Origin of the sequence: Paenibacillus sp. PsM32, assembly GCF_030433815.1 — a bacterium.
Lineage (GTDB): Bacteria > Bacillota > Bacilli > Paenibacillales > Paenibacillaceae > Saccharibacillus > Saccharibacillus kyungheensis.
In genome coordinates, this window is record NZ_JARUWY010000002.1 from 287691 (window position 1) to 311502 (window position 23812).

Genomic DNA, 23812 nt, shown 5'->3' on the forward strand with positions numbered 1-23812 from the left:
TCTGAAAATTAAACGGTAGATCCTAATGCTTTTTTCAATAATAACGGTGAGCTTACTGGTGAAGTGATAATTCCAGCAGATAACGCCTGACATTCGTGAAAAGCAAAATGCTGACAACCACGACAACGTTCTAGATCAAGATACCCCAGCGCTTTATTAATCGCAATACCTGTCCGCTCATAGAAATGCTCTGCTCCAATCATCGTATACAAGCCTGTTTTGTGTAACAATTCAAGTGGTTGGTGCTGGATACCAGATACAATCACTATGCCACCGTACGATTGTACTTTACGCACTAAGATTGTCAGGTTAGCATCTCCTGTTGTATCAATCATCGGGACTCTACCCATGCGAAGCAATACGATCCGAGGTTGATTCGCAATAGCTTCATCTATCGCTTGTTCGATCAGATGGGTACTACCGAAAAAGAGTGCTCCTTCAATTGTGTAGATACTAATCTGCGGGCAATCATGATTTTCAGTAACCATATGACTTTGTACTTGCTGATTCACAGCTTCTGGATCAGGGAGTACTTTGGTTATCGTTAATCCTTGACTCATTCGTTTGACAAACAATATAACTGCTAACAACAATCCGACTTCAACAGCAGTCGTCAGATCAGCAAATACGGTCAATATAAATGTGATCGCCAAGACGAGCGAATCACTTGTTTTGATTTTCAAAATATGCATAAAATGCTTACGTTCACTCATATGCCATGCTACTAACATTAAGATCGGAGCCATACTAGCAAGCGGAATATTGGATGCATAAGGAGCAAATAACACCAATACAAGTAAAACCACAATCCCATGTACTACACCGGAGATAGGCGATACAGCGCCATTTTTGATATTCGTAGCTGTCCGAGCGATCGCTCCTGTAGCTGGAATACCGCCAAATAAAGGAGTTATCATATTGGCGATTCCTTGCCCGATCAACTCTCGATTACTGTTATGACGTGTGCCTGTCATCCCATCAGCAACAACGGCTGATAACAAAGACTCTATACTGCCTAACATTGCAATCACTAATGCCGGGCGAATCAAAAAAGTAATTTTATCCCATGTTAAATCTGGAATATGAAAATGAGGAAGCGCTCCTGAGATCGCGCCAAATGAAGATTCGATAGTAGCCACTTTGCCTTGAAAAAACAGCACAGCCACCCCTGTCGAAATCAATAATCCGATCAATGAACCTGGCACTTTAGGGAAAAAGCGTGCGGTTACTATCATAGCTACAAAACAGGTCAATCCGGTGATAAGGCTGTATATATTAAATGTGTTCAGATGAATAACGATTTCACGCATATTCGAGAAAAAATCTTCATGTTTGGCAAGTCCACTCAATCCTAAAAAATTGGCGATCTGTCCGCCAAAAATAGTGACAGCAATACCTGCGGTAAATCCTATCGTGACCGGTCTTGGGATAAAGGCAATCAATTTGCCTAATCGACACAATCCCATAATAAGCAAAAAGACACCTGCCATAAAACCAGCAATCAATAAATTTTCATATCCATATTGCATCACTACAGCGAATAATATAGGAATAAATGCACCTGTCGGCCCACCGATTTGAAATTTGGAACCTCCACACAAAGAAATGATTATACCTGCGATGATCGTTGTATAGATTCCATATTCAGGCTTAACTCCTGAAGCAATAGCAAAAGCCATCCCGAGTGGAATAGCGATAATACCTACGATCATGCCTGAAATCAAATCTTTGCGTAAACTATTGCGGTTATATCCAGCAAATCTTCCTGTCCACTTCATTTGTCTACCTTCTTTTTGCATATTTTAATATTTAATTTCAAATATCTGATTATTTGAATATACAGAGATAGTACGCCTGCATACAGATTGTGTCAATGATATTTTATGCACATCAAAAAAAGTATCCCTTATTCATAAGAGATACTTTGATTGTGTATAGACAATTGTGGTTTGGAAATGATCTATTTATCGTAAACAGGTGCGCTTATTTTATTTCTCAAGATGTCTGCTTGCTTCAGGTTCATTGCGCATGCCTTCCAATAAAGAAATCGCGTCTACCAGATGATTATCAAAAATGCGCTTGGCTACTGCTAACAATTCTTGAATAAGCGGATCACGTAGTGAATAGATTACCGATGTGCCTTCTTTGATTCCTTGCACTACATTTTTGCTACGTAATATCGACAGTTGTTGAGAAACAGCAGATCCTTCTGATCCGACAATCGTTTGCAATTCATTGACTGTCTTATCTCCTGTACAAAGTGCTTCTAAAATCTGAATCCGCATCGGATGGGCTAAAGCTTTGAAGAAATCAGCTTTGAATTGCTGTATATTTTGATTCATGAATCCATACCCCTTACTGTATTATCTTCAACAGATACGGATATCATAACACAAAATAATCATCATACCACCAGATGCCCCCGCTTCTCGGCTAGACCAATCGTTGCTGTCATGCCTGAATTGAATTCCAGAAAGTCACTTTCTACGCCATCACTAAAGATTACACCATTTTCAGGCATCTGCGATACAATGCGCAATGGCTGTTGTTCGTGAATCTGTCCAAAAACACATTCGGTAGAAGTGGTACGGCTAGGAAATGGTTCTCTCACTGTAAAATACAACTGTGGTGTATCCCATGCCAATGAAGTATAAGTGGAGCTGTGAGTCTCTTCATACTGCATGCTACCTGTTATCTGCTGATAGCTTTCACTGTGTACAATACCGTTTGCTCCTGCAAGAACACTTTTGAACCAACCTGTTGCACCCATCCCTGTCGATACAATAATGCCACTTGAAGATTGTTGCTCGGTATGCCCTGCTAACTGCAATTGATAACGAGCCGAGACATGTGTTTTGCGCCCGATAAATAAATCATTTACACCGTATAGCGTCTGTCCGTCGTTCAATTCTGCTTTGGCTAACATCACTTCTTGGATCGCGCGGCGACGATTCAGTACATCTGGTACCACCTGAATCAGATCACGAACTTGAAAAGGAAGCAAAATCCCATCCCAGCGTAGTGGATCAGGATTTACACCGATTAACGGCTGATGCGTAACATACTTCATCGTATTCGCAACCAATCCATCTTGCCCGAGCACCACTACAATATCATCTTCACCAAAAATAAAATTCGGTACATGTTCACGCTCTAACAGTTGCACTCTTCCGATCGTTTGTAACACAAGCATCGATTGTTCTACAGCATGACGATAATTCTGATCTTCTTGTATATAGTCGGTAAAATCAACACCCAGACGCTCAATATAAAATTGTGCTTGCTGGATCGTATTGTAACGAACAATTAATTCTTCTAATCGTGTTTTACGCTTGACGAGTACAATTTTATTTTCGCTTATACGGCTATTCATCTATTCCGACCTCCTTGCTGTTGTTGATGGTTATTTGATTCTGATAATAGTCCTTGCAATAGATCCGGTGTGATATTCAATTGTCCGATACGACCTGCATTTTCAGCTAATCCCTGGAAAGCAATCGCGATCAATTTATCAGGATTCATGCCCATATTCGCCATCGATTGTAACAATGCAGGATTAACGCCTTCAAGCGACTTCATTACCGCAGACATTTCGTAGGCTTTGGCATCGGCTTGTGCTTTGGAATTGGCAATCGATAGTTCTGTTAATTGCTGTTTCTTTTCTTCCATCATCGTATCGAATTGCAATTGTTCTTCTTTGATCTCATTCTTTTTCACACTTACTGAACGCTCAGCATCTAATTGAGTTTCCCGAATTTGTTTTTTCTTGGTTTCTACTGCAATTTCGGTATTCAATTCATTTTCTTTGACCCGTCGTTCTTGTTCAATCGAGGCATTACGGCGTTCATATAGAGCATCATCCGCATTGCGTAGAATCTGCTCACGTGCTTGTGCTTCTAACGCTCTCATCGTTTCTTTATTAGGCAAAATCGCCAAAACAGAGAAGCCCATCAATTCGATGCCTAACTTTTCTAATTCAGCATTTTGCATAATTTCGCGTGTAATACTTTGAGCTAAACGTTCACTGGATTGAATCGCTTCTCGCAGTGGCATTTGCTCCAGATGTTTTTTGGTTAATACTTTGGCAATATTGATCACCCGTTGAGCCAGTTTGTTCGGATCATCTGAAATATATTGATTTTTGCGTAAATTGTACGTGTAATTTAAAATTTGAGTGGTTTTGCGGTAATCCACAATCCGGTATGTCAATTGCCCTTGTACGGTTACCGTCTGATAATCATTCGTTATTTCTTCAAATATAAAAGGAACATCTATCGACGATACCGGTACTACGATCACAGAAGTAGTCGGTGCATAATAGCGGAAAGATAAGCCAACTCCTTCTTTTACTATTTTGCCATTTCTTACTTTCATCACATATTCACTGGGTTGAAATTTGACGAAGCGAAATCCAAACATAATCACTCTCTCCTTTGTTATTTCCTTTTTGTTAATAACAATATAGCACGCTATTTTGATATTTACAATATGATAATAACAATTTGTTAATTATTATTAGATTACGATCATTTCAAATCATGTTACACTAAACGTAAAATATCGACATCTCGTGATATTGCTGTTATTACTATTGTTACAGACATCCATCGGATGCTATGTATTAGAAAAGGAGTGCTGGCATGATATATCGTCCTCTTCAGCCGCCTAAGTTACAATCTCATTTACAGAATGATTATTATCATTATCAGGAATATGCTCCACAACCGGTATTGCAATCTACAGTAGCTTGTTACTGGTCGTCTACTTTTCAAGTATCTTCTACTATTCTGCCTCATACTTCTGCTTATCGTATTATTCCAGATGGATGTATAGATATTATTTTTGATCTGGATGCTATCTCTGTAACTCAAGGGGCTTTTGTCTCTTCATGGATGTCTACGTATGAAGTTTTTCATCCTAAAGAATCTATGAATTTCTTCGGTATCCGAATGTATATTCAGTCTGTACAAGCGATTGTTGGGTATCCTATAGCTGATCTTAAGGGACAAATATTATTAGAGGAATTGTGGGGACATTCTGCAAGCACGTTCTGGGAGCAAGTGATAGATGCAACAGATACTACAATGCGGATCAATATTATCGAGCAATACTTACAACAAGCGCTATATACATATGATATTCACCCTCTCCCTGTTCATCCGTTACTAGCGCACAGCTTACAATTAATGTATGCCTATAATGGACAGATGGATCTAGCGACACTTGCTCAACAAGTACATTACAGCGAACGAACTGTACGCCGTATTTTCCAGCAAGAGTTCGGTATTCGTCCCAAAGAAATATTAGATATTATTCGCTTTCAGTCTGTTTTGCAGATGATGTATCGCTATCCGAAGTATAGTCTTGGGGAAGTAGCCATCTCTGGTGGTTATTATGACCAATCTCATTTTATTCGTCATTTTCAGCGTTATTATGGTCTATCTCCAGGGCAATTATCTGTACAGGACGTTATCCAAGCTTAGTCTGATTCTACAAAATAGATATTTAGCAGATATTCCCAAGGATATGACCGTTTTTTCCAATCTTTTTGCAGGAAGATCATTCATAATCAAACTAGATCAGAATCATAATAATGAACTGACAATAGAAGTGACTAAGAAAGGGTTGGATTAATCTATGAAATTAGCAATGAAGTATATTATTTTGTATATTCATGATGTAGAGCAGACGATGCATTTTTACAGAGATATTCTACAATTATCGGTCAAAATGCAAGTGGATACTTATGTGGAATTTGATACAGGCATGACTACGTTGTCGTTTAACACACGCCAGTCTGTACGACAAGAGATTGGACTTGAAATTGCGGAAGAGATCGCAACATCCAGTACATTTGAAATTGGATTTGTCGTCGATGATGTAGTAGCAACAATAGAACAATTGCGTCAGCAACAGGTAAACATTGTCAAAGAACCTGTGGTCAAACCATGGGGACAGACAGTCGCTTATATCGCTGATCCTGATGGACATTTTATCGAAATCTGTAGTGCGTTAGAATAACATTATCGTTGTTAACCGCTTGCAATTTGGAGTCTTATATACTGTTTATTTGATCTATCAACAACTTGTCATCAAGAAGGCGAGTTGTTTTTTTTGTACTAAAGTGATTGAAATTTTTGCGATTGCTTTATATAGTACAGGAACTTACTTTGTAAATGTGTTAATTATGCTATTATTACCCTGCAAGCCCTAATACCTACATACTCAGGATTATTTTATTATTTTCGACAAATTTCATGTTTTTTGTATACTGTATTGTTATCTTATAACCGATATAGTATTATGTACCTATATCTTAAAGACTAAAAAACAGATGTAAGGGGTGATTGTGTTGACTCTAATGGTGGATTATTGTGCGAAATGCGGTTCTATTTTCCAAAAAAATATGCGTAACTTATGCTCTTCTTGTAGTAATCAATTAGATCTGGCTTTGAAAAACTGCATGGATTACATGTGGAGATTTCCTAAAGCGACGACAGAAGCTTTAAGTGAAGCGACCCAGGTCCCTTTAGCAGAGTTGCACGATCTGATCAAACAAGGCAAATTATCTAACGGCTACAAAAATTTGACTTATCCTTGTGAATGTTGCTTGCAGCCTATTGCTCAAGGACGTCTATGCTCAGGTTGTTCTACTTCGTTCAAAGATGCTTTTCAAGCGACTCCCAAAGCACAATCTACAGTGGTACATGGTGCACCTAGCCTGAATAGTACCGGACAGAAAGTATTATTTACTTCCAAAACACGTTCATCACGACGTTAAAAGTATCGTATAGCCGCCACTATACGCTATATATAGTTAAATCATATACAGCAAAAAACCGCCAATCTGCTTTTACAGACTGGCGGTTTTTTGTAACGTATTATAGCATTTTCTATTTAGCTTGCTCTGCTGTTGCTCTAGCTTTGGCGTATTCGGTATTCATATAAGTAGACAATTCGTCTGCTCCTGAACTTTTGAACGTTTCTATCGCTTTTTGCTTATTAGCTGCAAAATCTTCATCCGTTTTGGACAGAATCATAGTCGCTGCTGTACGTGCAGCTACTTCTTTGAGCTGTGTTTCTTTTTTGAGTAGATCATCGGTAAGCACTGGCAACACAATCGTATTTTCTATAATAATCTGTTCTGGTGTCAAATTTTTGAGTGGTGTATTTTCATCGTTTAATTTGCCTTCTTTGACCAAATTAGCGACTACTTCGCCTGGATAAGAAGCATGATAATATTGACTAAAGTCTTTCTCTAATGCCGTCGCATTGTTCGCTAGTGCTTCTTCTGTAGCAAATAGATCAAGTGGGGTCTTGGTTTTAGGATCAATTACATTTCCACCTAATCCGATTAAGTTAGGATCAAGCGCAATCCCTGTACGTTCCCATGCATCGCCTCCTGTGACTTTGAGCTGAGAGACTTCTTTGCTTAATTGCGGTACACCTTTTTCAATCGTCCAATTAGTTCCTTCAATACCGCTATACATCGTTCTGGCACCTTCATATGAATATATATAATTTAAAAATTCCATCGCTTTTTCTGGATATTTAGAACTTTTTGAAATAGCATAGCTTTTGTCTGCCCAACCGATCGGACGAACGCCACCTGACCATGCTTGCTTGCCTACTGGTAATACAACAAATCCTTTGCCATCTTTAGCATATTTGGAATTAAAATCTCCCATTGCCCATGTAGCTGGCCCTAATATAAATTGCCCTGCTGTCGCTTTCGCCATATAATCATTATTTTTCATCGTTAATGCATCTGGATCAAGTAGTCCTTCACGATAAGCTTTGTTATAAAAATCTAAAGCTACCCAGTAATTTGAATTGGCATCTGTCAGTACATTAATTAGCTCCTTACCACCTAAAGGCTTCGCAAACAAATCGGAATTGCCTGCTGCGGTCTGTTGAGTAATCCATGTAAACGGAATAATATACGGCCACAATCCCCAATCTTGCCACATCGAGACTCCATATACTTTTTTACCTTCATCGGTAGTAGGGTGTTTGGCTACAATTTGTTTGAGTACATTTAGCATATCGGTTGTACTGTTAATAGCAGGTGCTCCTATTTCTTTATAGTAATCCCAGCGAATTGTTGGGCCGATTGAAAGGTTGGCGTAGACCGGGCTAGGATCTGCTTGTACTTGAGGAGGTAAAAAGTACAATTTGTTTTGCCCTTCACTCCAATTCTTTTGACTGTATTCTACAACGGTAGGGATATTTTTAGAAATGTCTTTACCATATTTGGCAAGTAGATCATCCATCGGAATGACCAGATTTCCATCTATTAATTGCTTTCCATATTGAGTCGGATCGGAGCGTACGATATCTGGCAAATCTCCTCCTGCTAGCAATACATTCATTTTATTAGAATCAGCTTCTACATATTCGATTTTGACACCGATCTTTTTTTCAATCGCTTTGGCAATTTCATTATCTGGATACGTGTTCCATTTGGTTCCTGTCTCATTCACCAAAATACGCAAAGTGACAATGCCATTCGCATCTACTGTGCCTGCTTGTGTAGCCGAACCATTAGTATTGGCTGTATTATTTGAACATGCTGTAAGCGTTATCAAAATTATCACTAACAATACACTAATAGTACGCTTGAGCGGCTTGATTCTCTCATCTTTCATAAAGCTTCCTCCTCATATTCTTATATATTGCTACCAGTTATCATTGGTTTATGCAATGATAAGATTGTTTGTTTATCCTTTGACTGCACCCATCATAATGCCTTTGACAAAAAAGCGTTGCAACATAGGATATACAATCACAATAGGTAATGTGACTAACATCGTAATCGTCATCTGAATCGATTGAGGTGTCATCACTCTAGCTTCCGCAGACATCGTCAAATCAGCAGCACTCATATTTGAAATACTATTAGATTGGCTCAAAAAGTTATAAAGTAACAATTGTAATGTTTGTAATTTGGGATTTTCGACTAAGAAAAAATTATCAAACCATGTATTCCATTGTCCGACAGCCGCAAATACAGCTATAGTTGCTATAATCGGCGTAGAAAGTGGAAAAATAACTTTAGTAAAAATAGTGATATAACCAGCACCGTCTATTTTAGCAGATTCCTCCAGAGCAGGTGGTAACTGCTCGATAAATGTTTTGATCAAAATAATATAAAATCCTGTTAATGCCGTAGGCAAAATATATAACAGGAAATTATTTTGTAATCCGTACATTTTCATCGTTAAGTACCATGGAATAAAGCCTGCATTAAAATACATCGTAATCAGTACAAATCGGTAAATAATTTTGCGAAAAGGCATTTCTCGCTTGGTAATCAAATAAGCAAAAAAAGAACAACATACCACCGTAATCGCAGTTCCTAATACAGTACGCAACACAGAAACGATTGCGGCATCGCCTAATCCTTGAAGCTTAATCGTTGCTTTGTAACTTTCTAGCGAAAAGCCAGCAGGCCATAAAAAGACACCGCTCTGGGCACGAAATGAATCGCTAATCGAATAAATAAAAATATAATAAAATGGATAGATTGTCACAATTAATAGGATCGTCAGCAATGTGTAATTGATTGCATTAAATAGCCAGTCTGACCATTGAATCGATTTGGTATTTTCCGCTCTGATCATGGGTTATCCTCCTTATGCTCTTAATGATTAAATAATACTTTCGCCACGTACTCGTTTGGATAGGCTGTTGATCATAAATAACAGCGCAATACTGATTACAGATTTGAACATACCTACAGCAGTGGAGTACGGATAGTCATTAGTGACCAATCCCAGACGATACACATAGAGGTCAAGTACTTCAATTTTGTCAGCAACCATAATATTGTTAAATACCAGATATTGCTCAAACCCTGCTGAAAGCAAATTACTAACCGCTAACAAAAGTAAGACAATAAACGTTGGCATAATATTCGGAATGGTAATGTACCAGATACTTCGTAATCGTCCCGCTCCATCAATCCTCGCTGCATCATATTGTTCTCCATCAATTCCTACAATCGCCGCAAGATAAATGATCGCATTCCAGCCAATCGTTTTCCAGATTAATAACAACGTCTGTACTAACCAGACATGATCTGCATTTCCCAATACGTTAAGCGGAGTATCACTTAACCCCAGTCGATCTATTGCTGTATTAATCGCCCCTTCAGAACTGAACATACTGAAAGCTAATGAGAATACAATGATCCAGCTGATATAGTTCGGTAATGTAGTCGTTGTCTGAATAAGACGTTTAAAAAATCCATTACGCACTTCTGACACCATAATTGCTAACACTAGCGGCAAAGGGGCAAATAAAATAGATAATACACTCAAAGCTAATGTATTGATCATCACTCTTCCCATATCGCGGTCATGCAACATTTCGCGGAAATGTTCTAATCCTACAAAAGCTGTCTGGCTGAGTGGTATACCTGGCTTGTAATCAAAAAAGGCATACACCCAACCAAACAGTGGCACATAACTGAAAGCGATTACAAAAAGAAGGAAAGGAATAGTCATAAGTAATAAACGAATTCCATCGGCATTATATTTCCGCCTTTTGATCTGAACGACCTTTTCTTTTTTGTACGTAATATCCATAGCGGAACCCCCTTCGATAGATGACTATTGAGTGCAGAATCTATAGATTCAATAGTTTTATAAAGATCGTTTGCTTGCTTTTAATAGTAAAGGTATACCGGTACAGACTGAATGAACAATCTGTAGATAGAATTGAATAATATACAGATACTTCTTCGCTATTCTTGAATCATTTACAGATTAAGTTGAACAAATACAACAAAAAAAGCATTCCAGATTCACTCTAGAATGCTTTACACGTTGTGATTACTTTATTATTCGGTTAGATATTATTCAATCGTGTATATCTTAATAAGCTGTCCAACCAGCATCAGCCACAATCACTGTCCCATTTACAAAGCTAGCATCTTCTGAAGCTAAAAACAAAGCTACTTTAGCAATATCTTCTGGCTGACCATTTCTAGGATTTAAGCCCATGCCAATCATAGCCCGTTCCATCCCAAATGGATTCGGTTCACTAATCGTAGTGCCAATATTAGTAGCAACACCGCCCGGAGCAATCGCATTGCAACGTATCCCTAATGGAGCATATTGAAACCCGATATTTTTGGTTAATCCTACAACAGCATGCTTGGAAGCAGTATAAGCCGCTCCTGCTCTTGATCCATTTAATCCACCTGCTGAAGCAATATTGATAATAATCCCGCTTTGTTTCTCTATAAAAATAGGCAATGCTTGACGAACTGTTCGCATCGTTCCTGTTGTATTAATTGCAAATACTTTTTCCCATAATTCATCAGTTACATCTGCTGCCGGTACAAAGTTATCCATAATGCCTGCATTATTTACGAGAATATCTAGTGTGCCATAATGTTCAACCGCTGTCTGAATAAGCAATTGTACTTGCTCTTCTTGCGTGACATTGGTAGCGATAGCGACAGCCTCACCACCTTGAGCCAAAATATCATCAACAGTCAATTGTGCTGATGCTTGCGCAATATCAGAAACGACCACTTTAGCGCCTTCCTGTGCAAACAGTAAAGCAATCGCTTTACCCATTCCTGAAGCGGCTCCTGTAATAACAGCAACTTTGTTTTCTAATCTCATCGTGATTCCTCCTGCGATCTATGGCTTCTATCGTTATTAATCAACATCTGTTGGTTAACAAACATCTGTTATAATTATCTTAAAATCTAAAACATAGACATGCAATCAGCAAAAAAGAATCATTATGTTGAAAAATAAACAGTTATCATACTGATTGTTGATTATCTTTTTTTAGACTCGATAAAATTACAGATTAATCACAGACTAATTATTGCTCAATGACGAAATGATGCCAGAGGAGAGTCACTATGATAGATCGACGAATACGCAAAACCAAACAAGCGTTAACAGATGCGTTGTTATCGTTGTTACAAACAAAAGAATTTCGCAGTATTACCATCACCGATATCGTCACGATAGCAGACGTGAATCGTGGTACATTTTACAAGCATTATACGTACAAAGAAGACTTGCTCGACGATATTATTGAACGTGTGATTGTTGATCTCAAAGATTCGTATGAAGAACCTTACCGTCATGTCAGCACATTAATTATTCAAGAAATGGTAGCATCGGCTATAAAGATTTTCGATCATGTGGCGACTCATCGGAACTTTTATCAGTTGATTACACATTCCAACGCTTTGCCCGGATTTCAGCAACGTATTTGTTATGAATTGCAACAATTGTGTATTCAGGATATGCGCAATGTAGAAGCGATTCGCACGATGAATCAAGCAGGGATAAATATCGATCTATATGCTAGTTATCAAGCTTATGCTATATGGGGACTTATTATTGCCTGGATCCAAAATGACTTCCAATACAGTGCCAATTATATGTCTGAACAGCTACTACAGATCATTACTCAACAAAATGGACACCGGAATAATCCCTTATCTTAGTCTATTGGTTCAAGATGGCGGTGGTAAAATAATCGGCTCATATGCTAACGCTTCGTCTACAATTTGAGTCGCTGTCCACTCTTCTTCATTCCAGAAAATCAGATTGCTGATCTCAGGATGAGGTACATGTTGCTGTACAATAGTTAACCAATCATCAATCTCTGCTTCACTGCCTTCTGCGCTGATAATGCGTTCAACCAATTCTATTAATTCGGTTCGTGTAAACTGGCTCATAGTGATTCGGATATACTTTCTTTTATAAGATATGATCTTTACTTTCTAATAAGCGAGGTAAATGAATAGCAACTTCTGCTCCATAAGGAACTTGAGGTAATTGAATACCGTACTCTTTGCCAAAATAAAGCTGTATGCGCTTATTCACATTATATAATCCGACTCCACTGCTGTATTCTTGTTGTTCCGAAGTATAGCTGTCTCCGCTCTGCAACTGATTATTTAATTGTTCACGCATCTGTGGATCGAAGCCACGACCAGAATCTATCACTGAAATCCACAGATCATTATCCTGTTCATAGACTTCTATCGCTATATCAATCACGTTATCATCCGGTCTGCCTGATTTGGTCGAATTCTCAATCAACGGTTGCAAAATAAAGCGTGGAATTCGATAGTCCAAATAAGAAGGCTCAATATCAAATGTAAATGTGATCGTATTGTTAAAGCGATAATTGATAATTTTGATATAATTCTCCAAATAATTAATTTCATCACGTAGACTACACATCGTATCTTTACTTGCAAATACAGGACGCAAAATATTGCCGAGTGCTACTACACTATTAACGATGTGATCTGCTTTTACAGCGGAAGCCATCCAGCGAATCATATTGAGTGTATTGTATAGAAAATGCGGATTGATCTGATATTGTAACGCTTCAATTTCTAATTCGCGTCGTTTCTCTTGAATCTCATTATTGCTACGAAGCAATTCTACGATACTCAGCGACATCTCGTTAAATCGCCTCATCACCATACCAAATTCATTATTAGGAATCGTTGTAAATGTTACTCCCAATTCTCCTTGACTGACATTTTTCATTTTGTGAGCCAATAAATGAAGTGGACGAATTAATTTACGTAACCAAAAATAAGTCGCGCAAAAAATAACTAGAATACTTAATGAGAATACGATTAACATAATCTGTTGTACTGAAGTAATCTGTTCTGAAAATAAAGTTAATGGCACTTCACGTACGAGATACCAATTGGCATCTTGCAGTTTGTAATAGACGACTTGTAACGGCTCATGATCACGCGTAATATCATAACTACCAAAATTAGCATAACTGTTGTGCAGCGGACTATAAGGACTTTGTGTACCTACTTGTTCAGCCCGATTAGCCGAAATAATCATGCCTTGCTCATTAACAATATACATATCTCCTTCTGCCATATCAAGAGAAGCTGCATACGTAGAAGCCAAGTACGTTTCATCAATATTGAATACCAGTGTAGCAGTGGTACGTGGTTCATAAATAGGTCTAACTCCACGAATCAAGCTCACCAGATTGCCATCGGATTGACCTACATTATAAGGATTATGATAAGATTCTTTGATTCCACCTTCGATGATTAGATTAGGAAAAGCTTGCTTGGCTTTCTCATATCCATCGGATTGAAAAAAGCGATCTGTCCATGCTTGCTCTCCATGTACCAGTGTCTGCGTGGTATTGCCTCCTAACGCTCCCCGTGTATCTGAAATGATATAGATCGAATGAATATAGTTATAGTTGCTGATAAAATTAGTGATCCGTCCATAGATCGCCTTTTTCAAGTCAATCATATCGATTTCTGTGTTCATATTCGTATTTTGAATATAATTCTGCACATGATCATCCAGCAGAAAAAGCTTGGATAAGCGATCTACATCTCCTACAAGACTATGAATATTATGATCCAATTGCTGGAATTGTTGTAATAACAACTTTTCGTTTTGTTCTTTGATCAATCCCAACATAAATGAATACAGCGAATACGAAGCAATCGAAAATACGATAATACTAATCGCCATAAAAAAGACGATTAATTGCGTACCCAAATGTTGTACTTTACCGATTTTTTTGATTTTTTGTATTTTACGCCAGCGTAGCTTTTTCATAACGTGCCTTTCAGCGATTCAGATGGTGAAGAATGATGTAAATTAGAAATCCCTTCTCCTTGTGTCCAATATTGACGGCGATATTCATTAGGATTCAGTCCGGTTACTTTTTTGAACACTTTACTGAAATACGTATATTCTGGTGAAAATCCGACTTGAGCTGCAATATCGTACGATTTGAGCGAAGTGCCGACTAATAACTCTTTTGCCCGTTCGACCCGATAGCGATTAAGATAGTCTATAAACGTAATTTGCAATTCTTTTTTGAACAAATTACTCAAATAACCAAAACTCAAATTCACATGGGCAGCCACTTGTTGCAAACTTATATTTTCAATGTGATGTTGCTTAATATATTGAATCGCTTTGGTAATTTCACTGCTCATATGCATCATTGTGCGTGATTGTTCTACCACTTCAGACAGATATAATTGAATTTGGGCAAGCATTTCAGGCAATGTATCACACTGTTCTAGCTGATCTGTAATATTGAACAAAATTGTTTTTTCATTTTGATGATAATCATATAGACTGGTACTGATCCATTGTACCAATTGAAATAGCAAATGCTGAATCGATCGCCGATCTGCATACAGATGTTCATCCAGTATACGGATATAATCGTCATATCGTTCTTGCTTCATCGGAGATAATAATTCGCGTAAAGGACGATACAGACGAATCTGTTCCAATTGAGCTTGAATAGGCGCAACATCTATATGTTCTTGCCCTGTATGATACAATCCTGTACCGGTAAGAAATTTATGCTGTAATCGTTCATAAGATTCTACATACAAGCGAGGAAGCGATTTGTAAGCGTTATCTATTTCACTAATACCAAAAGAAACTGAACTATTAAAATACGTTCCGATCACATGTTGTACCCGTTGTAGAATCAATAATGTCTGCTGACGGATCTGTTGCTCGGAGAATATATCTTCAAAGCTCAGCAATACAAGATAATGGGTCTCATCAATATACAGACTTTCTCCTTTTTGAAAAGCAGTCGTAATTTCATTTAACATATTGAGTAATGTCATTTTGATTAGATGACCATGTTCATCTTTAAATTTTTGCTTTAATTTGGAATAATGATCCACTTCCATCATACAAGCGACCAGACGTGCAGGTGACAACTGCATCTGACTCTGTACAGCAAATCGTTCAAATTCTTCGACAGAATAGATACCGTATAACAGGAAATCTTTAATATACTTTTCTTTGATCAATTCGATATTAGAAGGCAATAATGAAGGGCGATCTTCAACTACTCTAGCACGTTGCTGATGATCTAGTTCATTACGAATCGTCTGTAATATCGTTTGAATTTCTTCTTCAGTCATCGTTAGTTTGAGGATATAACCGGATACGCCTAGAGACATTGCTTTACGTGCAAGTTCAAATTCTTCCAGACAAGATAAGACAACAATCCGAGTCGATTTATCTTCTGCACGCACATGAGCGATCAATTCCATGCCGTCCATTTTGGGCATTCGAATATCGGTAATAATAATATCAGGGCGCTCTTGATGATACTGCTCCCAGGCACTTTGCCCGTCTGGCAGATCAGCAATCACCTGCATATTGAACTTGCTCCAGTCTACTGAATTTTTCAACCCGATGCGTACAAGCATCTCATCTTCTACAATCATCACTTTATACATTCAACCTCACTCCTTACGTACAGAATGAATATATAACACCCAATCCTGACCTCGTCCACTGGATGGAGCGATTAGTGTATGTACTCCATCATTCGCTACTATATCGATCGGATATAATTGTCCGCTTCGTGGACAATACCAGTTCAGACTGACTTGATCTGTATTCAGGATACCTAATCTTACTTTAACATACAGACCTTGAGGGCAATAGACTAGAATATAATCTATGCCACGACTAGCCACTTGATAGTTAGCTCCTGCAAAGTTAGCTGTTACTACTGATTGATCAGGTACACCTGTTACAAAATCAACCGATTGCATCAGTTGGCGCAACCACTTCATCTGCTCAGCACCAGGACGAGTTAATGCTTGTTGCCACGACATTATAATAAAATCACCAATTTCATCCAATGCTGTAGAAGCATACATCCCATCACTCATACACCATACTGAATGATGCCCGTACGTATACCCCAGTGAACCAGCAAGTACAGCATAATAAGCAGTCTGCCGTACATGTACCTCGTCAAAATATCCATTACTGGCTTTAAAATCTATCGGAATATCTTCATAACAAGGTTCTGCTTCAAGTACAGGTTTGATCGGTTGTAATTCATAATCATGCTGGATCATCACATAATTATTACGTACACCTGCGGCATGACCGGATTGAATCATATGAAAGTCTAGCCACGATTTTGGATGTACATATTGAGATGAAGAAGCTGAACCTTTCGGATGAAATGTGATCAGATGAGTATGACCATCACCTGCTTGTAATCCTTCTGCTAGACGATCGATAATTTCTATATGATGAGGTTGATCAAGCGAACGATCTCCACCAAGTACCCAGATAATATTATTACAATTCCGATATCTTTCTCCTAACCATTGTCCATATGTATATGCGTTATCTGCTGTAAATATTTCAGGGCCTTTTCCCCATAACTGATTGTATTTATCGCCCCATGTTGGCAAAAAAGCAATATAGATGCCAAGTGTGGCCGCTGTATTTACAATATAATCAACATGATCCCAGTACGAATAATCTCCTGTAGTATCCGGCAGACAAGGATCATATACCCCTGCTTTATTCATTAGCAAAGGCATTCTATGATAAGCATTTCCTGTTGTGATACCATCAAGCTCAGCTAGCGCGACAGCCTGCACAACATTAAAACCTTGCTCTGCCCGGCACGTTAAATACAACAATGCTTGTTCTCGATCCAAGCGGTGAAATAATTCCCATGCAGTATCCCCTAACCAGAAAAAAGGCGTACCATCTTCCTGTATAACAAACCGCTGATTCGGACTGACTTTCAAACGAGACATCTGCGGAATAGATTCATGTTCATTACATATTTCACTCATATCTATAACACTCCTCTCAAACTCAAAAAAAGGATGCAACCGCTAATGTATGATTGCAACCTTTTTTTGAGATATTATCTGAACTTTATATTTTTAATACATGGAAATAACAGGGTTGCTAGTTAAGCCAAATGTCACCATACAATAACGTGGTGTATAGATATGTTCGGTATCATTATCACCATCTGTCCAGCTCGGTGTATCTTTAAAGCTATCCGGCCCTACCATCGTTAACTCCCCGCGAATATGATGATGCGGCCCTAACAGATTACGACAACTGGAAAATAATTCGATAATCACTTCATTTGCACCGCTATGCACATAAGAAGTAATCTCCACCTCATAAGGAGCCCACAAAAAAGTATGCACTTCTTGCCCGTTCAACCATAGCTTAGACAATACCGCATCAGGACGATCCCACTGAAAATAGATTCTGCGATCCGCTATATCTTCTGGTAACGTTATAGATTGTTGTAATTTTACATTACCTGCATAAAATAAAAGCCCTTGTGTAGTTAAATCTCCTGTATGCGCTGTAGGAGTGACTTCTTGTAGTACAAACTCCCCTTGAGTATACAGACTATGATTGTCGCCTGTTTCGTATTCATACGGGGTAAGACTATGCACATCAAAATCTCCCAAAATATAAATACTTTCAATCTCTGCTTCATAACTCAACTTGTTGCTTTCAGATTCAAAGGCTTGTGCTCGTGCTACCGCATCAAATGTGGTTTGTGAATTTTGAAAATGACGTTCTAAAACGATCTGATTCACACCTTGATGCAACTGATTTTGAATATTGATTTTGCGAAATGAAATATCTCGCCACCATCCACTATCCTGAAGATCTACAGATGTTCCATTGATAGTCATACGATAATAGTGAGGTTGTTCTATCACCAGATACATTTCTTGATGATTTTGAGGTTCATATTGTAGCTGTACTTCAAAAGACAACCCAATATCAACTGCTCGCCCTATTTTCACTAATTGATCTTGCAAAAAAATAATCGGTTGCGGTTCACTCCATTCATTTTTATCAATCTGTAATCGACACCGATCTAAAGTTAGACTGTTCAGATCACTTCGCATCACTCGCCAGTTCGAACTCATTTCTACACTATGCTGGTCGCTTATAATCGAACGAGAATGTAACGAAGATTCAGCAATCGGTAACAGATCAGTTGCTTGTTGAGCTGGCAATATGCGGAATAGATAAGATTGAGCTGGTGCAAATGTAAGCTTGATACTCATAGTATGACTATCACTTGGAGCGTTTATTGCTGTAGATAGAGTACGAATATCACCTGTCTGAAGATTGATCTGCTCTAGATGCCCCTGACAAGGAAATTCAATCTCTGTCATATAACTGGTGTGACGATCAGTATTAACGAGATAATATAATTCGTATTGCTCCAATGTACTTCGCTGGGTCAGAATCGGAGAATGATCTGTCGCAGATAAAGATATTGACTCTTGCTGTGCAGGTACAACAGGTGTGAGCTGATGAAGCTTGATCGTATCAGATAATCGTTGATCCAGTTCATGTGATATTAATTCTCGATCAATATTCAATACAGTTACATGCTGTTCAAGTTGAAGCAGACGTTGATCTGGTTGTCCATCAATCAAGACAGGTAATGTACCTAGAGCTATCGCCTGTCCTCCTTGTGCTAGCCATGACAGTAACAAGTCTATCGTTGTACTGGCTATCGTTATCATCGGAGGCAAAATGACCAATTGGTACGAAGCTTCACCTATCCACAATTGCTGATCTTGTATACGCCCATGATGAGCTATAATCGATTCTGAACCGTAATCATGACTACGCTGAAGTTCACATAACCATTGACTAATTTGCACAAAATCTTGATGTATCCGTTCACCTTCGGTATTGATCTGATCATTATAAGCAATCCATGACGAACGAATAGGATGTAACAACAGAATATCAATATGCTTTTGACTTTCAGCCAGTAGCATAGATAGTCGCCCAAAATAATCATTAAACTTATGATATTCTTCCCACCACGGTTGCTGATAATACAATGAAGGTGGATAATCTCGTTTACGGATTCCACGCAAGCTATACCCTTCCAAATGCTGACACATCAAATTAACACCATGTACATATTGCCATTCTGCAATCCATTTTAGATCTGCAAAAGATACATTCCATCCACTACAGCCAAATGTTTCAGATAAGACGAATTTTTGACCTAATTGATGTGCAACAGAACTCACTTGCTTGGGTGTTAATGGATGATCGATGCCTCTGCCTAACCAGTCGATTCCCGGAGTCTGCATATACTCGTAGGAAGCCATAGCGTCGCCTACAGAACCGACTTGAGCTGTCAAATGATCTTCACATACCACATGCCCGGTTAAGCGTATATGTCGCTCTTCACACCAATCCCCTATTTGCTTCATAAACGATTGACTGAATAATGCGGTAACCAGTTGCCAAAATTGATAGCGAAATGTTTCATATCCTTTGCTTTCTTGAAAAAGAAGAGGTAATTCGGTAAGAAGCGAATATCCATATGTCTGTTGAAATTGCTGTTCTAATGTAAAAGACCATGGAATCTGATAACGTCCATATTGAGGTTCATCTGTAAATACACCTGCAATCGCTTGTCCAAAATGGGTAGCAAATTGTTGATGATATTTCTCATACGTAGATTCGATAAAAGCTTGTACGACTTGAGCATCTAATGTATCGATATAGTATGGATTCACTTCATAATAAGCTCGATATTGAGCAATTTCTTTATAGCGTTCGTCCAGCACAACCCACTGTTCATTTTCGATTCGATACCATGCAATTGTAGTATCATCTTGTATATTATGATCGTCTTGTTCTGATAGTGCTTCTAATTTAAGCCATTTTTGCTGATAGTCCAGCCCTAACTGTGGCACTACACCATCTGCAAATCCGCTAGGCCAACCATTTTCGTCATAACACCAGACATTCATTCCTAATCGTTGCCCTTCTTCAATACCAGCCCGAATACATTCCATCCAACGTTCGCCCATGTAGGGTGTTTCTAATCCAGCACGAGCGTGCATAATATATCCACCTAAGCCAGCCGCTTTCATTTCACCGACTTGTCGACGAATTTCTTGCGGATCGAGATCATCATTCCATGACCAGAAAGGAATCGCTCGATACATCGTTGGCGGATTCTGCAATGTATCAAATATCGATACCGAGGATTGCTGATCAATAATAGGCTCTGCTGATTGATCTGTTGATATATGATTATTGTCTATCCATGAAGACCGGTTCATCTATATCTCCACCTTTTGAAGTTATCTGCGAATTAGTCGTACATCATACGCAATAAAGTTCTCATTATTGTGACTGAGAATAAGCTTGTCCTGTATAACTATTCCATGCTTTTACGTGCAGAGAACGATGATCGGTTATGTCGATCCAGCGACTTTCTCCGGCATCTAACCAAAAAAAGTTATCACTTGCTACCAAAATAGACTGCTCTACATCATCCGATTGGCTATACAACTCTACACCTACTGCGGGTAATGTTCCTGTATTTTTCACTTCAATCTCATAGGGAAAATCAACAGAGGAATCCAATAGTGACACCTTAGAGACTTGAGGCTGACCTACTGTTAACGAAGTCTGTGGTAAGTTCCATAGCACTCCCTGACGATCAGCAAAATTTAACCAATAAAACGTGCGACATTTGACTTCATTACCCTGCATAATCTCAGATACGATCAATAACGGAGACTCTGCTAATGGTGCCTGTTGAAGTTCGATAGTACCGATAAGATGTACTGATGGCACTTTGCCTTCTTGTTGCCAATTTTCTGCCTGAATCACTTGTAATTGCTGGTCATACACGCGTATACCGACCGACCATGACTGATCTAATACCCCTTGATCGTCTAACACATAGACAGGTAACGACTGATCTTCATGAGGACTGTTTAATTTGTTAAATAACACAGACGCTAACAACGGTTGATAAGCATCCTGTGTAAAATAGTGCGACATTTTCGGTACCCCGTACCAATCAATCGTCGCCCACGATACGCCGATATACACATCATTTAATTTATAAGTCACTACACCTATTTCATCTGGAAAATGGCAGCGAGCAGATTCCATTTTGTGACGTAATGAAGTGACTTGAGCAAGCTGTGTTCCGATAACAAAGTGCTCCAATCGATCACATATTATAAATGCATCTGCAAATTCTGATAAAATGCGTAACTCATCCCGTGTATCAAAAGCAGGAAGATGATGATAAAAACTTTTGTCCGGTAGCGGAGGCCATTGTTGCTGTTCTTCTGCTGGCATATAACGCAATACCGATTCCAAGTTAGGTGCAGATGCTAATCCAAATTCACTAAGCATAATACCGTCCAAATTAGCGTAATAATCAAAGCTATATGCTGGTGTCCATCCATTCCATACAATATGATCATGTGTACTTCCACCCCATGGATCAGTGCGGTGAAAAGGTCGAGTATTATCAAGTTCTATACTGTAACGTCCCATCATCTGGATAGCGGGATGATCCAGTTCAGTACTGGTCTCATTACCACCACACCACATAACAAGAGAAGCATGATTGCGCAACCGTAATGTATTGAGGCGTACTGTTTCTTCTAAAGCATCCTGCGGTTGACGCGCATGACTTCCCCAGCACGTCGGCCACTCTTGCATCACCATAATCCCTTTGCGATCACATAGATCATAAAAATCATCTGTCTCTGGAATACCGCCACCCCAAGCACGCAAAAAATTAGTATGTTGTTGAGCCGTCAAACTCAAAAAATGATCATATCGTTCTCTTGAAAAATCCATCAAGGCATCTAACGTGCACCAACCACTGCCTTTAATAAAGACAGCACGATCATTTACGGTTAATGTCCAGTTGTACATATCGGCTTGCTGACCGGAAGGTAACGGTTTCATTTCGATATATCGTAATCCAAATGTGATCTCTTGTTGATCTATCAATATACGATTGTGCATGATCATAGAATCTTCTGATATAGCTGGACTATCTGGAATAAATATCAGTTGTAATCGGTATAAATATGGCTCACCCATATCTAGCGGTGACCAGAGTTGTGCATCTGGAATCGTCAATTGTAGATGTATATCACGAGTGTAATAAGTAGACACATGATCTGGATCAGATAGATAAGAATCCTGTTGGATAAATTGTTGGAACTTGATCGATTGCCCCGCAAAATTATCAGGAACAATTTCACCATACAACACACCTTTATATGCTGATTGCTGACTTGCTAATGTTAAAGCAAGATCAATCTCTCCTTGTTTGGCTTGAGCTGTACTGTTTACTTGAACAAAAGGATGTTGGATCTGGACTAACGGAATAGCTTCAATACGTACAGAACGCCAGATACCGACTGCTGGTAAATTCACATAATGCCATCCGTAATTACAATTAAATACAACTGTCGACTCCCATATATTCCATTCATTGCCGAGTGGTGCTGGATGAACTTGAACGATCAATGTATTGGTCGACTGCAACAGGGAACCCAGATCATATATTGGCCCACCAAATGCTCCTTGATGATCACCCAGACGAGTACCATTTAACCAGACATCACATGATGGAGATACGCCTTCAAAGATCAATCGGGATGAAACACACATAGCGATATCTTCGATATCAAACGTACAGCGATACCACCATGTCTGATGACTATACTGTTTGGCTTGAGCGGCATGTTCACCAAACGAAGGATCATCTAATATACCTGCTTGTACTAACCCTTGATGAATACTGCCTGGTACAGGAACGGAAATAACCGATTCCCACGATTGATAGATTCTTTGTTCCGCTTCACCTCCCTGCACCATTTCCCAGTTACCATCTAAATATTGTTGTGGAGCTTTTATATAAGATGGATTGACAGAATAAGTAGCTAGTAAGTCATTCATATTATTTGAAGAAGATGTTGTAGGTTGTACTGAGATTTTTGCAGCAGGTGCATCCCATGGTGTATGTGTAGCAGCAAAGCTTTGTCGATCTTGTTCATCAAGACTGCGGGCTTGCTTTAGATTCATATTGTGATTCTCCTCTTGATAACAACAACCGATAAGACAGATAGAGAGCGGTCGTCTTATCGGCAATTGTTATTTTATCTGGGTAAAGTGATCTGTATGAG

18 protein-coding genes are annotated in these 23812 nt (G+C 38.8%); 4 read left to right on the top strand and 14 right to left on the bottom strand.

Translation table 11 applies throughout. The features are described from left to right. Positions 1 to 8: 8 nt before the first annotated feature. The 4 genes from QCD85_RS07125 to QCD85_RS07140 form a co-directional block, all read right to left on the bottom strand. Complete coding sequence (locus QCD85_RS07125; RefSeq protein ID WP_274172511.1) at positions 9 to 1778, bottom strand: SulP family inorganic anion transporter; 1770 nt, start codon at positions 1776 to 1778, stop codon at positions 9 to 11. A gap of 210 nt (positions 1779 to 1988) precedes the next feature. After that, a complete protein-coding gene (locus tag QCD85_RS07130; RefSeq protein WP_273612734.1) occupies positions 1989 to 2342 on the bottom strand; it encodes an ArsR/SmtB family transcription factor in 354 nt (117 codons plus the stop codon). Positions 2343 to 2404: 62 nt separating this feature from the next. Beyond that, positions 2405 to 3373: a sugar kinase gene (locus QCD85_RS07135; RefSeq protein ID WP_301262113.1), complete on the bottom strand. Its 969-nt coding sequence runs from the start codon at positions 3371 to 3373 to the stop codon at positions 2405 to 2407. Then, on the bottom strand, positions 3370 to 4419 hold the full coding sequence (locus QCD85_RS07140) for an SPFH domain-containing protein (RefSeq protein ID WP_274172509.1): 1050 nt from the start codon (positions 4417 to 4419) through the stop codon (positions 3370 to 3372). Before QCD85_RS07140 ends, QCD85_RS07135 begins: the two co-directional genes overlap by 4 nt. Before the next feature lie 221 nt (positions 4420 to 4640). Here QCD85_RS07140 and QCD85_RS07145 point away from each other — a divergent pair, with 221 nt between their 5' ends. The 3 genes from QCD85_RS07145 (at position 4641) to QCD85_RS07155 (ending at position 6781) form a co-directional block, all read left to right on the top strand. Continuing rightward, positions 4641 to 5483, top strand: coding sequence for an AraC family transcriptional regulator (locus tag QCD85_RS07145; protein ID WP_301262114.1), 843 nt, complete (start codon positions 4641 to 4643; stop codon positions 5481 to 5483). Positions 5484 to 5637: 154 nt separating this feature from the next. Next, positions 5638 to 6021 carry a VOC family protein gene (locus tag QCD85_RS07150; protein WP_301262115.1) on the top strand — a complete coding sequence of 128 codons (384 nt, stop codon included), beginning with the start codon at positions 5638 to 5640 and terminating at the stop codon, positions 6019 to 6021. A gap of 331 nt (positions 6022 to 6352) precedes the next feature. Beyond that, positions 6353 to 6781, top strand: a complete 429-nt coding sequence (locus QCD85_RS07155; protein ID WP_273612739.1) for a hypothetical protein — start codon at positions 6353 to 6355, stop codon at positions 6779 to 6781. A 112-nt stretch (positions 6782 to 6893) separates the two neighbouring features. On the opposite strand, the gene QCD85_RS07160 is transcribed toward QCD85_RS07155, so the two are convergent. From QCD85_RS07160 to QCD85_RS07175, 4 genes are all read right to left on the bottom strand, one after another. Further along, positions 6894 to 8648 carry a hypothetical protein gene (locus QCD85_RS07160; RefSeq protein WP_301262116.1) on the bottom strand — a complete coding sequence of 585 codons (1755 nt, stop codon included), beginning with the start codon at positions 8646 to 8648 and terminating at the stop codon, positions 6894 to 6896. 72 nt (positions 8649 to 8720) lie between these two features. Beyond that, entirely contained in the window at positions 8721 to 9623 is a 903-nt protein-coding gene (locus QCD85_RS07165) for a carbohydrate ABC transporter permease (RefSeq protein WP_273612741.1), read from the bottom strand. Between the two features lie 27 nt (positions 9624 to 9650). Next, positions 9651 to 10589: an ABC transporter permease gene (locus QCD85_RS07170; RefSeq protein ID WP_273612742.1), complete on the bottom strand. Its 939-nt coding sequence runs from the start codon at positions 10587 to 10589 to the stop codon at positions 9651 to 9653. Positions 10590 to 10877: 288 nt separating this feature from the next. Next, on the bottom strand, positions 10878 to 11636 hold the full coding sequence (locus tag QCD85_RS07175) for an SDR family oxidoreductase (protein ID WP_301262117.1): 759 nt from the start codon (positions 11634 to 11636) through the stop codon (positions 10878 to 10880). A gap of 251 nt (positions 11637 to 11887) precedes the next feature. Here QCD85_RS07175 and QCD85_RS07180 point away from each other — a divergent pair, with 251 nt between their 5' ends. Further along, a complete protein-coding gene (locus QCD85_RS07180) occupies positions 11888 to 12481 on the top strand; it encodes a TetR/AcrR family transcriptional regulator (RefSeq protein WP_274172910.1) in 594 nt (197 codons plus the stop codon). 9 nt (positions 12482 to 12490) lie between these two features. Here the strand turns inward: QCD85_RS07180 and QCD85_RS07185 are convergent, their stop codons facing one another. The 6 genes from QCD85_RS07185 to QCD85_RS07210 all read right to left on the bottom strand — a co-directional run bounded on the left by QCD85_RS07185 (position 12491) and on the right by QCD85_RS07210 (position 23711). Beyond that, positions 12491 to 12715 carry a bacteriocin immunity protein gene (locus QCD85_RS07185; RefSeq protein WP_301262118.1) on the bottom strand — a complete coding sequence of 75 codons (225 nt, stop codon included), beginning with the start codon at positions 12713 to 12715 and terminating at the stop codon, positions 12491 to 12493. 22 nt (positions 12716 to 12737) lie between these two features. Continuing rightward, positions 12738 to 14600: a cache domain-containing sensor histidine kinase gene (locus tag QCD85_RS07190; protein WP_301262119.1), complete on the bottom strand. Its 1863-nt coding sequence runs from the start codon at positions 14598 to 14600 to the stop codon at positions 12738 to 12740. Further along, the gene (locus QCD85_RS07195; RefSeq protein WP_301262120.1) at positions 14597 to 16264 is read right to left on the bottom strand and encodes a response regulator transcription factor; all 1668 of its coding nucleotides are present in this window, start codon (positions 16262 to 16264) and stop codon (positions 14597 to 14599) included. Before QCD85_RS07195 ends, QCD85_RS07190 begins: the two co-directional genes overlap by 4 nt. Positions 16265 to 16270: 6 nt before the next feature. Next, a complete protein-coding gene (locus QCD85_RS07200) occupies positions 16271 to 17635 on the bottom strand; it encodes a glycoside hydrolase family 140 protein (protein ID WP_301262121.1) in 1365 nt (454 codons plus the stop codon). Between the two features lie 93 nt (positions 17636 to 17728). Then, positions 17729 to 20926 (bottom strand): glycosyl hydrolase, encoded by a 3198-nt coding sequence (locus QCD85_RS07205; RefSeq protein ID WP_301262122.1) that lies wholly within the window; start codon positions 20924 to 20926, stop codon positions 17729 to 17731. A gap of 64 nt (positions 20927 to 20990) precedes the next feature. After that, on the bottom strand, positions 20991 to 23711 hold the full coding sequence (locus tag QCD85_RS07210; RefSeq protein ID WP_301262123.1) for a glycoside hydrolase family 2 protein: 2721 nt from the start codon (positions 23709 to 23711) through the stop codon (positions 20991 to 20993). Positions 23712 to 23812: the final 101 nt, after the last annotated feature.